This window comes from Enterobacter sp. R4-368 (assembly GCF_000410515.1).
In the GTDB taxonomy this organism is placed as follows: Bacteria; Pseudomonadota; Gammaproteobacteria; order Enterobacterales; family Enterobacteriaceae; genus Kosakonia.
In genome coordinates this window covers 66,998-82,110 of record NC_021492.1, presented here as the reverse complement: position 1 = coordinate 82,110, position 15,113 = coordinate 66,998, and the positions used below count along the sequence as shown (strand labels likewise).

Below are 15,113 nucleotides of genomic sequence, written 5' to 3'. Positions count from 1 at the left end.
GAATGAATACATCCATGTATGCGTTAACGCGTTCCGAGCGCGCCTGCCTGCAGTACAGCATTGCGTTTCTCGTGTCGGCCATCTTCTACGGCTTTCTCGCTTCGCGAGTAGTAAGGGAGCTGGGGCGGCCGTATATGACTTCACTTCTTCAGGATTTACCAGTGTTGCTGCTGATCTCACTGTGTGCCGGTTTTTTATTTACCACGGTGACCCATTACGCCATCAGGCAATCTTTCGCTCAACGCCCAAGGGAGGGAGTCCATGATTAAATCTCTCCTGACTGCCGCGCTGGTCTTTATAACCGGGATGGCATCGCTTCCCGTGCACGCGGACGTGAATGGTGATCTGAACGGGTTCTTCGGGAGCCTCGGTTACAGCGGCAACGTGACTCAGGCTCAGGCGTGGCAGGGACAGGCTGCCGGTTACTTCACCGGCGGTTCGGTCTACCTGCGTAACCCGGTCAAAAACGTACAGCTTATCTCGATGCAGGTACCCTCCCTGAACGCCGGCTGCGGCGGCATAGATGCCTATCTTGGCTCGTTTTCGATGATCAGCGGTGAGGAAATCCAGCGCCTTGTTAAGTCAATCATGAGTAACGCCGCCGGTTACGCTTTTGACCTTGCGCTGCAGACGATGGTCCCGGAACTGAAGCAGGCCAAAGACTTCCTGCAGAAACTGGCCAGTGACGTGAACTCAATGAACATGTCTTCCTGTCAGGCGGCGCAGGGGATTATCGGCGGGTTGTGGCCTGTCACTCAGGTGTCGCAGCAGAAAATCTGTCAGGACATCGCCGGGGAAAGCAACATGTTCTCGGACTGGGCTGCATCACGTCAGGGCTGTACCGTGGGTGGCCAGAGCGACAGCGTCACCAGTCACGCCGGCGACGCTGAAAAAGACCAGGTGCTGAAGAACAAGAACCTCATCTGGGATGCGCTGAGCCGTAACCATATGTTCGACAGCAACCGTCAGCTCAAGGAGCTGGTGATGAGCGCCGTGGGCTCCATCATCTTTAACAAGGACGGGCAGGTGACCATCCTGACCCCGCTGGTCGACAACCGCGACCTGGTGAAAGTGCTGATGCGGGGCGGGAGTGCGAAGGTGTACGGCTGTGACGAGGATACGCTGTGTCTGGTACCGGTCGTCGTGGACATCAATATTCAGGAAAACAATGCGCTGGTCACGCTGGTGAAAAACCTGATGCTCTCCATGCAGTCGAAGCTGGTTGAAGACCGTCCCCTGACTGACCAGGAAAAAGGCTTCGTTAACACCACGTCCGTGCCGGTGCTCAAGTACCTCACTAACGCCCAGAGTATGGGGCAGAGCGCCACCTACCTGATTCAGGTGAGTGACTTCATCGCGCAGGATCTGATGATTCAGTACCTGCAGGAACTGGTCAAACAGGCCTCGCTGTCGATGGCCGGTAAAAACTGGCCGGAAGAGGCCGCCTCAAAACTGCGCGATAACGTCATCCATGCCCAGGGGCTTCTGGCCGACATGAAACTGCAGTCTGCCGCCGACCAGAACGCGCTGGACGGCATCGACCGCAATATGCAGTACCTGCAGCAGCAGGTATCCACGATTGTTTCCGGCTCATACCAGAGCAACTATCACTGGGGGAATCCCTGATGCTTGAAATCTATACCATATACGGCGGCGGGATGTGGAAATCGGCCTTTGACGCTGTCGTCGGCATCCTCGGTACCAGCACATGGGGGACGCTGCTGCGCATTGTCGGCACCTTCTCCGTGCTGGGTATCGTGGCGTCGTTTGTCAAAAGCCGTAACCCGATGGTGTTTGTGCAGTGGCTGGCGGTGTTCACGCTGATAACCTCCGTCCTCATCGTCCCCAAAAGGTCGGTGCAGATTATTGATATCACGGATCCGGCGACGGTCTGGGTGACCGATAACGTCCCGGTGGGGCTGGCCGGGATTGCCTCCCTGTCTACCAGTATCGGTTTTCATGTGGCACAGCTGTATGACTACATGATGGCGCGCCCGGACTCGGTGACCTATACCAAAACCGGAATGCTGTTTGGCTCCGGGATTGTGGCGGAAAGCAGCGACATGCAGACACAGAACCCGGAGCTGGCGCAGATGCTGCCGGATTACGTGGAAAACTGCGTGATTGGCGACATCCTCCTGAACCACAAGTACACGGTGAACGAGCTGCTCAACACCACCGACCCGCTGGGACTTATCACCAGTAACCCCAGCCCGTTGCGGGGGATTTTCAAAACGACCAGTGACGCGCGTGAATTTCTGACCTGTCAGCAGGCTGCCGCGCAAATCCAGACGCTGGCCGGGCAGGATGCGCAGATCAGCAGTCCGACGTTTGCCTGGCTGACGCAGAAAATCTTCGGCAACCGCCTGAACGGTGCCACGCTGCTGGCCAACTCAATGGGCGAAAGCTACGGCTTTTTCTATGCCGGTGGGCTGAGTGCCGCGCAGATCATGAAAAACAACGTGACCAACAGCGCGATACAGCAGGGCATCCGGGGCTTTGCGGCACGGTCTTCTGACACGGCCAACCTGCTGAACCTCGCGACCGAAAGTGCGGCAACCAAGCAGCGTATCAGCTGGGCGGCGGGCAGCACGCTGGCCACCCGGCAGCTGCCGTTCCTGCAGTCCCTGATGATGCTGATACTGGTCTGTCTGTTCCCGCTGGTCATCGCGCTTGCGGCAGCCAACCACGCCATCTTTGGCCTGAACACCCTGAAGATTTATATCTGCGGGTTCCTTTACTTCCAGATGTGGCCGGTGATGTTCGCCATCCTGAACTATGCCGCCACGTTCTGGCTGCAGACAAAAACAGGGGGGACACCCCTTGTACTGTCCAACAAGGATGCGGTGGCGCTGCAGCATTCGGATGTGGCCAATCTGGCCGGTTACTGCGCCATGTCGATTCCGGTGCTGTCCTTTTTCCTGACCAAAGGTGCAGCGGCAATCGGCTCTCAGGTGGCCGGCAGCGTGATGAGTTCGATGGCGTTCGGCTCGGCCGGCGTGGCCTCCACCACGGCAGACGGCAACTGGTCGTTTAACAACATGTCGATGGATAACGTCAACCAGAACAAACTGGACACCAACCTGATGCAGCGGCAGGGGCAGCAGACGTGGCAGGCGGATAATGGCTCCAGTCACACAGTCACCGCCGGTGGCCATAACGTTATTGACGGTTCCGGCGCGATGTCTAACCTGCCGGTGAATATGCGCCTCAGCCAGCTGGCCAGCAGCGGATTCCAGGAGCAGGCCCGGTTGTCGCAGGTGCAGGCGCAGACCTCACTGGACGGCTATAACCACAGCGTCACCAGTGGCTGGTCTCAGCTGCAGCAGGTTGCCAGCCAGAGCGGTAGTACCGACAGTCTGAATCAGGGTTCGGATAACAGCCAGACACTGAACGCCTCACGCGGTGCCACAATGATGATGTCCGCTGCCGAGAGCTATGCGAAAGCCAACAACATTTCGACTCAGCAGGCTTATAACGAGCTGATGGATATCAGCAACCAGGGAAGTGCAACAGGTGGGGTAAAAGGCAGCCTAGGGGGCGGCTTTAATCTCGGTTTTGCAAAAGCAAGTGGTGAGATTTATGGAGATGCTCAGGTTCGTCATTCATCAGGCAGTTCGAGAGGTATCCAGGATACAGGAGCAGCGTCAATTGATCATCGGCACGACCAGAATAGCCAGGCGGTACAAGACTTTAGAAAAGGAATGGATATGGTCAGCAGCAGCCGTATCAGCGATTCTGCGAATCACTCCGACAGTGCCGGAACCAGCAATGTTCAACAGCTTGCTGCCACACTTAATGATGCTCAGAGCCAGTATCACCAGTTCACAACAAGTTCCACCAACAGCAACGAATTTAGCCGTATGGCCACACTCGCTCAGAATGAGAGCGCAAGCCTGGATACTAACTATACCCAGGAGTTCGTTGACTGGGCGTCCAACAAGTACGGTGATAAAGCTCAGACTATGCTGACCAGCGCTCCCACAGCCCGTGAGGCGGCAATGGAGTTTGTTAACGAGCGTCTCAAACCTGAAATCATGGGGGATTATCAGCAGGGGCGTGCCGATCTGAAAGGAGGCAGTGAACATGCCGCGTTCAGTGGTGAGCATGCTGTTAATCAGTCCGAGAGTCATATTCAGGGACAAAAGGAAAATAACGGGGCGATGGCATACCCCCCTCAAAATCGACACGAACAGGCGGATGGTGTGGCCAGTCATTCAACCTCACTTTCTCAGAGCAAACCCGCCGAAGCGAGTTCTGCAGGACATCATCTTCGGGGTAGCGGGGTGCCTGGAGATGATATGCAGAATGACTTCAGGGCAAACCAGAATCGCCTGCAGGAGCATAGTTTTGGAGAGCAGAATGACATTCACCGGAAGGTGGCAGAACAAAGATCTGCCAACGAGCAAAATATCAACAAATCTGCTGGGGAAATTGATAAAAAACAATCCACTGTTCAGACATCCAGTGATATCCTTAAAGGAGAAACTCATAATGCTCAAGGAAAATTCAACCTTGAGCGGAAAGAAAAAGAATACGATCAGTCAAGTAGTTTTAATCCTTTTAACAAGCTAGACCCTGACCAACTTAAAGATGAAGTTGATAAGATGAAAAGGGATGGTTCCAAGGGGTAATGATTATGAAGCGAACAGTCAACAAGATTTATTGTTTCGTTCCGATGGCAATATATCTAGTGTATTCTGTCATATTGAGCTTGCGTTTTGGCAGTTCATATATATCAATGTCGCTTTTAGTATCCACTCTTGCGTTTATGATTTATCTTGTGGTCTTTTTTTCCTTAAAAAAGGAAATGCTAAATTGCCCTCTTTCTCTATTGACGAGTATTTCGCTGATATTGACATTAACTTTGGCAGGTGTGATTTTTAATGTCGGAGAAGATCGCGAAACAGCATTAATTTCTGGCGCAGCTATCCATACGGTTTTGGCCTTTTGTTTTGTATTTGTTTATGGATATAAACGTACAAAAAGTAATCTGGCTGCTAGTAAGGTTTCAGGAAAATACTTTATTGTTAAAAGCGGAGAGCGCTTTCCGATAACAGACAACGAGGCTCGTACAATGCGTATGAGGGGAGTTGTAGTCAATGATTTATCTCATGAAGTGCATGGTGCTTCTGATAATTTCATACCTATCAATTCAAACGGTCATTTGAATAATATCTCTGCTGGACCAGGTAGCAGTTCGGATACATATATAAACCCATCTTCGGGTCTTCCAATGAATGGTGGTATTTCAGGATTAGATATAGCAGGCAACAGCTGGGGTACTAATTTTAACGACCCAACCACTCATCAATCATATGACCCAAATCGCGGATATTGATCTCATAAGGCTGGTCGCAAAATGCTCCAGCCTTTTTCATCCGCTTTTCTCAATCGCACTGTAACAGTCACCTAAAAAATTCGAAGTATCCTTTCAAAAACAAATATCAGGAATTCAATATGAAACTGAATAAAATTGCACTTTACGCCCTCGCTTTGTCTGTATTTACCCTTACCGGCTGCGGTGCAATGAGTACCGCCGTCAAAAAGCGTAATCTCGACGTTAAAACACAGATGAGCGAAACCATCTGGCTGGAGCCGACATCAGACAAAACGGTATTCGTTCAGGTACGAAATACCTCTGATAAAGATATGTCCGGGCTACAGTCGCAAATTGCTTCAGAATTAACCGCGAAAGGTTATCGCGTGACGTCTTCGCCTGATGCTGCGTATTTCTGGGTGCAGGCGAACGTACTGAAAGCGGACAAGATGGATTTGCGTCAGACGCAGGGCTTCCTCAGCTCCGGCTATGAGGGGGGAGCAACCGCTGCTGCGCTGGGAGCAGGTATCACCGCCTACAACTCCAGTTCTGCCGGTGCGACGCTGGGCGTGGGGCTGGCCTCCGGACTGGTGGGGCTGGCTGCTGACGCTATGGTGGAGGACGTGAACTACACGATGGTGACCGATCTGCAGATTTCCGAGCGCAGTAAAGCCACCGTCACGACTGATAATGTAGCTGCGCTTAAACAAGGAACGTCCGGCGTAAAAGTCCAGACCAGCACAGAGCAGGGCAACCGCGCGAAATACCAGACCCGTGTGGTATCCAGTGCCAACAAGGTGAACCTCAAATTCGACGAGGCGAAACCAGTTCTGGAAGCTCAGCTGGCCAAATCCATCGCCGGTATCATGTAATTCCCCGTCCTGTCCCGACATTCTTTCCTGATTCTCTGATATCAACGCCTTTCCGGTTCACTTTTTCCTGTCGCGCAGCTGCGCTGCCGGGTGCATTGCTGTATCCGGAAGGGCCGGGCTACCGTGCGTACTTGCACACTCTGACATCCGTGGAAATTTCGCTTCCTCACCGGACATCGCCTGCGCCGATATCCGGATTGTGGCGAGCGCTGCGGGTTTTAAAATCGAAAATCCTTAAGGACTCTTTTATGAACAGATCTGCACTCAGTACCTGTATTTCTGCCTGCCTGTTTCTTCTCATCCTGTCGGCCTGGACCACCTGGCTGATGCTGCATTTTGGTTCGGATGTACTGAAATGGCTCCTTTCAACTTCGTTTCTTTATACCCACACGCAGGCACTCAGCACGGTAAACGGCCTGGAATGGGTAAATCAGCTTAACGTGATTTGCTGGCTTCTTGTTTTTGTCACCGCTGGGCTACTGGCCACGCTGTTGACGGGCATGGTCATTCGTTCAGTCATGGATACGCTGCAGGCATGCCTTAATGCAAAACGACGCCAGCGCTGGCAGGGTATGAGCCGTTAATCACCCCTGATGCTCCGTTAACCATTCTTTTCATTCCGCCACGCCGTTACCGGCGTTAGTCACCCTGTCCTGAAACATATCAACACCACACCACCGGGTTGCCCGGCGGTGTGATAACGGCCGGACAATTTCTATGAGCTTTAAAGGAAAAAATCTTACACAGGGCGGTCAGATGACCGCCTATCGCTGGCGCATGTTCATTCAGGTCAACAACTGGATTGGGTTCTGGATACTTGTCCTGTTTGTCATTATCGCGGGCGCTTTATTCCTGTCCTTCACGTCGCAGGAGATGATCGATAACGGCAGCTGGTACTGGTTTGCCCGCCTCAATGAAAGCTTTATCGACCTGATGCCTGCCGGCAGGGGGAAGTTTTACGACATTCATTACTACTACGCGGCGACCAGCACCACCCTGACACTGAAAATGACGCTGCAGCAGATGCTGACTGACCCGTATATGCAGTTTATGGGGGAGCAACTCGCCAGCCATTTACAATCTTCCGCCCTGGTTGCTGGCGGCATAAGTCTTGTCGCGTTCCTGGCGGTGGGATGGTATATAGCCCGGATTGGCAAACGGGAGAGCGAGGACGAATTCCTGTCCGGTATGCAACTGACGGACAAACCTGCTGAAGTGAACAGGCTGCTGCGCAAAAACGGCGAGCTGTCTGACCTGCGTGTGGGTGACCTGCATATGGTTAAAAACGCCGAGGTGATGAATTTCCTTATCCACGGCACCATTGGCGTGGGTAAATCCACTCTTATTCGCTGGTTGCTCGATTACATTCGTAAACGTGGTGACCGCGCCATTATCTACGACTCCGGCTGTACGTTTACGGAGACCCACTACAACCCGAAAACCGATTTCATCCTCAACCCGCATGACGAACGCTGCGCCAACTGGCAGCTGTGGGATGAGTGTATCGATGTGGTCGACTACGAGAACTTTGCCGCCAGCCTTATTCCCGTGGAAGGGGAATCCGATCCGTTCTGGGTATCCAGTTCCCGGACCATTGCGTCTGACCTGGCCATCCGTATGTCGGCTGATCCTGACAGGAGTATCGAGAAATTCCTGAAAACCCTGCTGTCGCTCAGTATGCAGAATCTGCGTGCTTATCTGGCCAACACGCCTTCCGCGAACCTGGTGGAAGAGAAAATCGAGAAGACGGCCATCTCCATCCGTTCCGTGGTCACCAACTACGCAAAATCCCTGCGCTTTCTGCAGGGGCTGGATGATGGCACCCGGCCAAAATTCACCATCCGCAACTGGATGACCAGCGAGCAGTACAGCAACAGCTGGCTGTTTATCTCCGCCCAGGCGCGTCACCGGAACAGTGTCCGGTCGCTGATTTCCATGTGGCTCTCGATGGCGACTCTCCTTCTGCAGAGCATGGGGGAAAACCCCGACCGTCGCGTCTGGTTCATCATTGATGAAAAACCCGGTCTGCAGCGTATTCCGCAGTTTGCGGAGACGGTGGCAGAGGGGCGTAAGTTCGGTGGCTGCTTTGTCATCGGCATCCAGAACATGCCGCAGCTGATTAACGTTTACGGCCGCGAAATGGCCAAAGCCATCTTCGACCTGCTGAACACCCGTATGTATGGCCGCTCCCCCAGCGCGGAAGTCGCAAAAATGGTGGAGGAAGAGCTGGGGAAACAGCGCCGCAAAGAGGCGAAAGAGCAGAACAGCTACGGCATGGACGCCGTGCGTGACGGTGTGTCGCTGGGCAAGGACAAGGTTCACGAACCGGTGGTCGACTACGAAGATGTCATGAAGCTGCCCAACCTGAAGTTTTATGTTCGTCTGCCGGGAGAATACCCGGTGGTGGTGCTCCCGCTGAAATACCGGAAATTCAGGAAACTGAATCAGGGACTGATAGAGCGCAATATCCGGGATGCGCTCAGCCCAGAGCTGGAGAAAGTGATCCAGGAGAACGAGCGCGCCGCTGCACTTGCCGGGCTGAATTTTACTGCCGGTGAGAGTGTTCAGGGTAAAGAGACTGCTGCAGCTTCTGCAGACGGACAGACCAGACCGACAGCCAGTGCTACGCCACAGGAGGGAATGAAAACCGTAAAACAGCCAGACCTCTTCGGTAATACCAGACCCGTTTCGGCTTCTTCACCTGCTGAACACCGTCCGGTAGCAGAGCAGGCACAGGTTTCTCCCGTCATTCCACCCCGGAACTCTCGTTCCGCACCTGAAAACAGCAACGTGGTGCAGTTGCGTGCTACCTCTGCTAACCAGCCGGAACCGAACCCAGCGGAGCCGCTATCAACCGTGGCAAAAGAGCGGACAGAGACACAGGTTGCCCCTGAACGCCGGACAGAGAATGCACTGAGTCTTCTCAACCGGGCCACTGGCAGGCCGCAGCCACAGGAAAGCGCCGCGCCGGCAGGCGCACTCGATTTGCTTAACCGCGCACGTCTGAAGCCGGCTACTGCCGCGACGGACGATGTGCAGAACGCTGAATCCGGGGGTGAGGCACAGGAGCTGCTGATGAAAGTCACTCAGCTGACGGATGGCGGCCTGGAACTGACCACGGCCGGGCATGCTGCGTCCCCGGAGCAGAAGGCGAAAGACGATAACGCCGCCAACCGGCGTATGGCGAGGGAAGAGGAAAACATTATCCGCCACCGCCATCACAACGATCCGGGCTATGACGAGGGCGATTTTGAGCGCTATGACGACGGAGAACACGAACTATGATGTCACCCGCACCGATTGTGTCCGCCGGCGAGGCGGCGGGCTATTACAGCAACAAGGATAACTACTATTTTCTCGGCCAGCTGGAAAGCGAGTGGCTGGGCGAGGGCGCAAGCCAGCTGGGGCTGGAGGGGCCTGTGCGCAGCGACCAGCTGACGGCGGTGCTCGAGGGCCGTCTGCCTGACGGCTCCCGGCTGGGAAAGGAAATCAACGGCAACCACACCCACCGGCCGGGGCATGACCTGACCTTCTCCGCCCCGAAAAGCGTCTCCATCCTGGCCCTGATTGGCGGGGATAAAGCCCTGCTGGAAGCCCATCAGCGCGCCGTCAGGGTTGCCGCCGGTTATGTGGAGAAACTCATTTCTGCCCGTGAAACGGTCGACGGCAAAACCTCTATTGTCCACACCGGCAAAATGGTCGCCGCACTCTACACACACGACACGACACGTAATCTCGATCCGGGTTTGCATACGCATATGCTGGTCGCCAACATGACGGAGCTGAACGGGAAATGGAAAGCGCTGGCCACCGACACCATTCACAATGCCGGTTTCATCGAGACGGTGATGAAGATGCAGGTGACGCTGGGCAAACTCTACCGCAAGGCACTGCGTGAGGATGTAGAGTCCCTCGGCCACGAAGTGGAGGAAGTGGGGCCGCACGGGATGTGGGAAATCAAAGCCGTCCCGAAAGAAGTTCGTGAGGAGTATTCCTCACGCGGTCGGGAAATTCGCGGGGCGGTCGGGGCCGAAGCCACCCTGAAAAGCCTGGATATTGCGGCCAAAAATACCCGCAGGGCGAAAGTCGATCCCTCCCGGCTGCGTCTGATGGAGCGCTGGCAGACCCAGATGAAAGAGAAGGGATGGGACATGAAAGCCTATCAGGAAAGCGTGGTGCCCCGGACAGCCCCCGGTGGCAGTCATGCACCTCGCCCCCCTGAGCCGCCAGCCCCCCAAAAAACAGTGGCCGGGAATGACGTGCCGGCAACGCCGGCACAGGCGAAAGGGAAAGCGCAGGACCCGGCAGGCGCGCAGACCCGCTCCGGGCCGGAAGAAAAAACGGTTTTCCCCGTGACACCCACATCCCGGACAGACGTGATTCAGGGCCGGGATGCACCGGAAGCTGGTGACGGGGGGCAGCGACAGGCGCCGGAACAACGCCCCGGAAAAGCTGCAGACGATAAAACGCCAGACCGGGACGGGAAACAACCGGCGGAGAGGGAACTGCCCGTGTCGCAGCCTGAGCGCGCTGACGCCCTGGCGGAGCCTGCACCGGGTGAGACCGGGGTAAAAGCCCCGGCCACCGGACAGCCCGGTGTGGCCCTGACCGTGCAGATGACCCCTGTGCCTGCTGAGATGACGGACGCGGTCCGTATGGCTGTCTCCCAGCTGAGCGACAGTAAAACCCGTTTCACCTGGGGCGAACTGCTGCTGAGTACAGCGGAATTCAGCGACAAAATCCCCCCAATTTCTGAACTGAAAACCGCGCTGGACGAGGCGCTGCGGGAAGGGGTTATCGTGCCGCTGGATGCGGAAAAAGGGGTCTTCACGTCGCGTATCCATCTGCTGGATGAACTCTCCATACAGGCGCTGAGCCGGGAACACCTGAGTGAAACCCGCGTCGTCAGTTTTCAGCGTCCCGCACAGTACGCGCCGGCGGCGCTGGAGGCGGTCGAGAGGGATGCGCTTGTCCTGATGAATGCCCCGAAGGGGGTGGCGGGAATACGGGAACTGACGGAACAGCTTGCCGGTATTTCTGCAGCGCATGGCCGGGAGGTGCAGGTGCTGGCCAGCTCTGCCGAACGTGCCGTGTCCCTCGCAAAATCGGACCGCCTGCGGGAGCACATCACGGGGCGACAGCAGGTGCTGAGCGGGGATTTTCAGCTGCGCCCGCAGAGCACCCTGATTGTTGAGGGGGCAGAACGGCTGAGCCTTAAGGAAACGCTGGTTCTGCTCGGTGAAGCACGGGACAAAAGCGCGCAGCTGGTCTTTCTCGACAGCGCCGGGCGGCAGGCGAACGGGAATGCCATGTCCGTGCTGGAGTCGGCCGGGGTGGTGCGCAGCCGCCGGACGGAACCGGCACCGGGGATGGAGGCGGAAGTGGTCAGCATCCGGGACAAGCGCGAGCGCTACAGTGCCCTGGCTGACCGCTTTGCGGAGCTGAGCGCCGGCACAGAGCCAGTGACCGCCATTGTGGTCGGACAGCGTGAGCAGAAGCACCTGACCGGGCTTATCCGGGATGCGCTGCAGAATGCCGGTCAGCTTGAACGTGACGGTGTCACGGTGGAGGCGCGCACGCCGGTCTGGCTGGACAGTAAAACCCGCCGGATGAGCGGCTCCTACCGCGCCGGGCAGGTACTGGAAGACCGGACGGAGCGCGAAACCCGCCATTACGTGATTGACCGCGTGCATGAGGACACGCGGGTTCTGTCACTGATTGACGGGGACGGGGTGCTGGTCCGCATGAAAATCGCCGATCTGACCGCAGACTGGCGACTCTACCAGCGCGAGCAGTTGCATATCGCCGCCGGTGACAGGCTGATTGCGCTGGCAGCAGATCGCGGTACCGGTCTGAAATCAAAAGACCGGCTGACCGTCACGCAGGCCGGTCAGGAAGGGATAACGGTGGAGCGGGACGGCAAAGTCCTGACCCTGCCGGCAGACAGCCCGCTCTATCTCACCCACGGCTATGTTGCGGGACCCGGCAACCGCGACAATGACAGCGGTGTGGTGCTGGCCGCGCTGAATTCACGGGATATCACCGCGCAGACCATGAATTCCCTGGCGCAGTCAGGACACCGCGCCGAAATCTTCACGGCAGAGCCGGAAGACAAGGCAGAAGCCCGCCTGCAGCGTATGCGGACAGAAAACTCCCCCGTGCAGCTGGTCCGTAAACTCAGTGGCCGGGATCAGCTGGACAGTGCCCTGACCACCCTGCATGACAGTGTGAAAACGGACGTCACGGTGGCCGTCGAGCGCGCCATCGCCGACCAGCAGTCGGTGACGTTCGACGTGTTACATCTGGCCGAGCGGGCCGCTGAGTTTTATCCCGATATCGCCGGGATTGACCGGGAAATCAGCCAGATGGTCAAAAAGGGGGACCTCATTCGTGTGCCGGGTCAGGCGACGCCCTTACTGGTTGCCCGTGCGACCTGGGAAATGGAAAAAGCCATCATCCGTGTCATCACGGAGGGGAAAAATACCCGGGAGCCACTGATGGACAGCGTCGACCCGACCCTCCTTGCCGGGCTGACGTCCGGGCAGAAAGAATCTGCGCTGCTGGTACTGGGTTCCCGCGATCAGTTTACGGGGATTCAGGGTTATGCGGGGGTGGGGAAAACCACTCAGGTCAGTGCGGTAAAAGCGGCCATCGATACCCTGCCTGCGTCTGACAGGCCGGTTCTTTACGGACTGGCTCCCACCCACCAGGCCGTGAAGGAGCTGAGGGACGTCGGGCTGGAGGCGCAGACCCTGAAATCCTGGCTGGTTGAGCACGAGCAGATGGTCGCCGCCGGCGAGAAATCCGACTACCGCAACAGGGTGTTTCTTATCGATGAATCCTCGATGCTCGGTAACCAGGATACGGCGGCCGCGTATCTGGCCATCCAGGCCGGCGGCGGGCGGGGCGTTTCAATGGGTGACACCGACCAGTTTGAAGCGATTGAATCCGGTGCGCCGTTCCGGCTGGCACAGGAACGCAGCCCGATGGATGTGGCCATCATGAAACAGATTGTCCGCCAGAAGGAGGTCAATCTGCGGGACGCGGTACACGACATCATTGATAACCGCATCGATGCCGCGCTGCAGCGTCTGGAGAAACAGCCGGCGGACAATGTGGAACGCCTGGACCCGTCCTGGAAAGCGCCTGCATCAGGCCTGGTGGAATCTGCCGACCCGGTCGCCGCCATTGTGGACGACTGGATAAGCCGCACGCCGGCGGCGCGCGCGCGAACGCTGGTCATCGCGCAGCTGAACGAGGACAGGGAGAGCATCAATAACGGCATTTATGCCGCGCTTGAGGCACGCGGTGAGCTGGGGCGGGAGAAAATCAGCGTGCCGGTGCTGGAGAAAATCCGGCACACCCGCCATGAATTCAACAAACTCAGGGCGTGGCAGCCCGGTATGGTGGTGAAGCGGGGCGATGCTTATCAGGATGTGGTGGCCGTGGATACCAACGGCTCGCTTATCTCCGTCAAGGACGAGGGCGGCAGACTCGCCTGGTACTCCCCGCGCGAACTGCTGACCGGGGATGTGGAGCTCTTTAACCGCCGCGAGCGGGAACTGAGCGCCGGCACCGTGGTGCGGTTCACCGCCACTGACCGCAACCGGGGGCAGAACGCCAACCAGAAATACACGGTTGAGCAGGTCCGGCCGGACGGGGAGGTGGTGCTGAAAGGCCACGACGGACAGAAAACCATTAACCCGGCAGACGTGCGCGCCGAACAGCACATTGATTATGCCTGGGCAATCACCGGCTACGGTTCACAGGGGGCCGGTGAGGACGCCGTTATTTCCCTGGAGGGGACAAAAGGCGGGCGGGCGTACATGGCCACCCGGCGCGCGTTCTATATTTCTGTTTCCCGCGCCAAAAAACACGTTCAGGTGTACACGGACGGTCTGGAAAAATGGGTGGCGGCCATCAAAAGGCAGGAGTTTGATTTCAAAACGGCGCATGATGCCCTGACGCCGGAGACAGAGCGCCGGCAGGCGAAGGTCATCTGGGCGATGGGGCAGCCGGTCGGGAAAACCGCAATCGGGCGGGCATGGGCAAAACACGAAGCACTGGGCGGTCACAGCCTGACCGCCCGCGTTATTCCGTCCACTAAACGCTTTCCGGCGCCGGCGCTCGCACTGCCGTTGTACGACAACAACGGGAAAAGTGCCGGTCTGGCGCTGGTTTCGCTGGTACACAGCGACAACGGACGGCTGGCGCGGGGGGACATGCGCATGGTGGCTACGCAGGGTGCCACCGGTGCGGTGGTGCAGCGAAGCCACAGCGGTAACACCCATGTGGTCAGTACGGTCGATGCGGCGCTGCGGGCGGTCCGGGAGCACCCGGAGGACGGGGTGGTCTGGCAGACCGGCGCGGAGAAACCCTCTCCCTGGATGATTAAGCTGAGCCGGGGCACCGAGAGTGCAGAGGAACAGAAAAGGGCACTGTCGGTACTGGTCGAATCAGAAATCAGGGTGCCGGATTTGAAAGCGGACACCACCAGTGAAGAACCGGAAAAACGTGCTGTTCAACAGGTCGTAAGGGAAACTCAGGATATCAGGGATACTGAAGCGCTGATGGCGAAACGTGTTCCTGATGCAGACCTTCAGGGAGAGAAACCCGGCACCCTGTCTGGCGTCAAACCAGACGGGAATATTCTGGGTGAAATCATTGACGAGAGACTGCAGCGGCAACAGGAAAGAGATAATGTTGTCAGCAGGATACCTGCGCCGTCAGACCAGCAGATGGCCAGAGAAGCAGCCGAACACGCGGTATCAGCGCGTGTGGCGAATGAAATTGCTGAGCGGCGACAGCAGCAGGAGGTACGCATTCCGGGCGACACAGTGGAGAAAGGACGCACTGTTGAGCATCAGGAACCTGCGCATACCCGCACCATACAACAAAAAGAACGTTAATCAGAGAGCACA

At 56.9% G+C, this 15,113-nt stretch carries 8 protein-coding genes; all 8 read left to right on the top strand.

Annotated elements, in window-relative coordinates:
• Positions 1–2 precede the first annotated feature (2 nt).
• The gene (locus tag H650_RS23905) at positions 3–269 is read left to right on the top strand and encodes a hypothetical protein (protein WP_044489861.1); all 267 of its coding nucleotides are present in this window, start codon (positions 3–5) and stop codon (positions 267–269) included.
• Entirely contained in the window at positions 262–1,626 is a 1,365-nt protein-coding gene (gene traH, locus H650_RS23900; protein WP_016495580.1) for a conjugal transfer pilus assembly protein TraH, read from the top strand. The genes H650_RS23905 and traH overlap by 8 nt, the downstream gene beginning before the upstream one ends.
• Complete coding sequence (gene traG / locus H650_RS23895; RefSeq protein WP_016495579.1) at positions 1,626–4,634, top strand: conjugal transfer mating-pair stabilization protein TraG; 3,009 nt, start codon at positions 1,626–1,628, stop codon at positions 4,632–4,634. Before traH ends, traG begins: the two co-directional genes overlap by 1 nt.
• Positions 4,635–4,639: 5 nt before the next feature.
• Entirely contained in the window at positions 4,640–5,341 is a 702-nt protein-coding gene (locus tag H650_RS25830) for a hypothetical protein (protein WP_189660124.1), read from the top strand.
• A gap of 119 nt (positions 5,342–5,460) precedes the next feature.
• Complete coding sequence (gene traT / locus H650_RS23885) at positions 5,461–6,192, top strand: complement resistance protein TraT (RefSeq protein WP_016495578.1); 732 nt, start codon at positions 5,461–5,463, stop codon at positions 6,190–6,192.
• Positions 6,193–6,440: 248 nt separating this feature from the next.
• Positions 6,441–6,776, top strand: coding sequence for a hypothetical protein (locus H650_RS23880; protein ID WP_016495577.1), 336 nt, complete (start codon positions 6,441–6,443; stop codon positions 6,774–6,776).
• 133 nt (positions 6,777–6,909) lie between these two features.
• Entirely contained in the window at positions 6,910–9,477 is a 2,568-nt protein-coding gene (traD, locus tag H650_RS23875) for a type IV conjugative transfer system coupling protein TraD (RefSeq protein ID WP_016495576.1), read from the top strand.
• Entirely contained in the window at positions 9,474–15,101 is a 5,628-nt protein-coding gene (mobF, locus tag H650_RS23870; RefSeq protein ID WP_016495575.1) for a MobF family relaxase, read from the top strand. Before traD ends, mobF begins: the two co-directional genes overlap by 4 nt.
• Positions 15,102–15,113 lie beyond the last annotated feature (12 nt).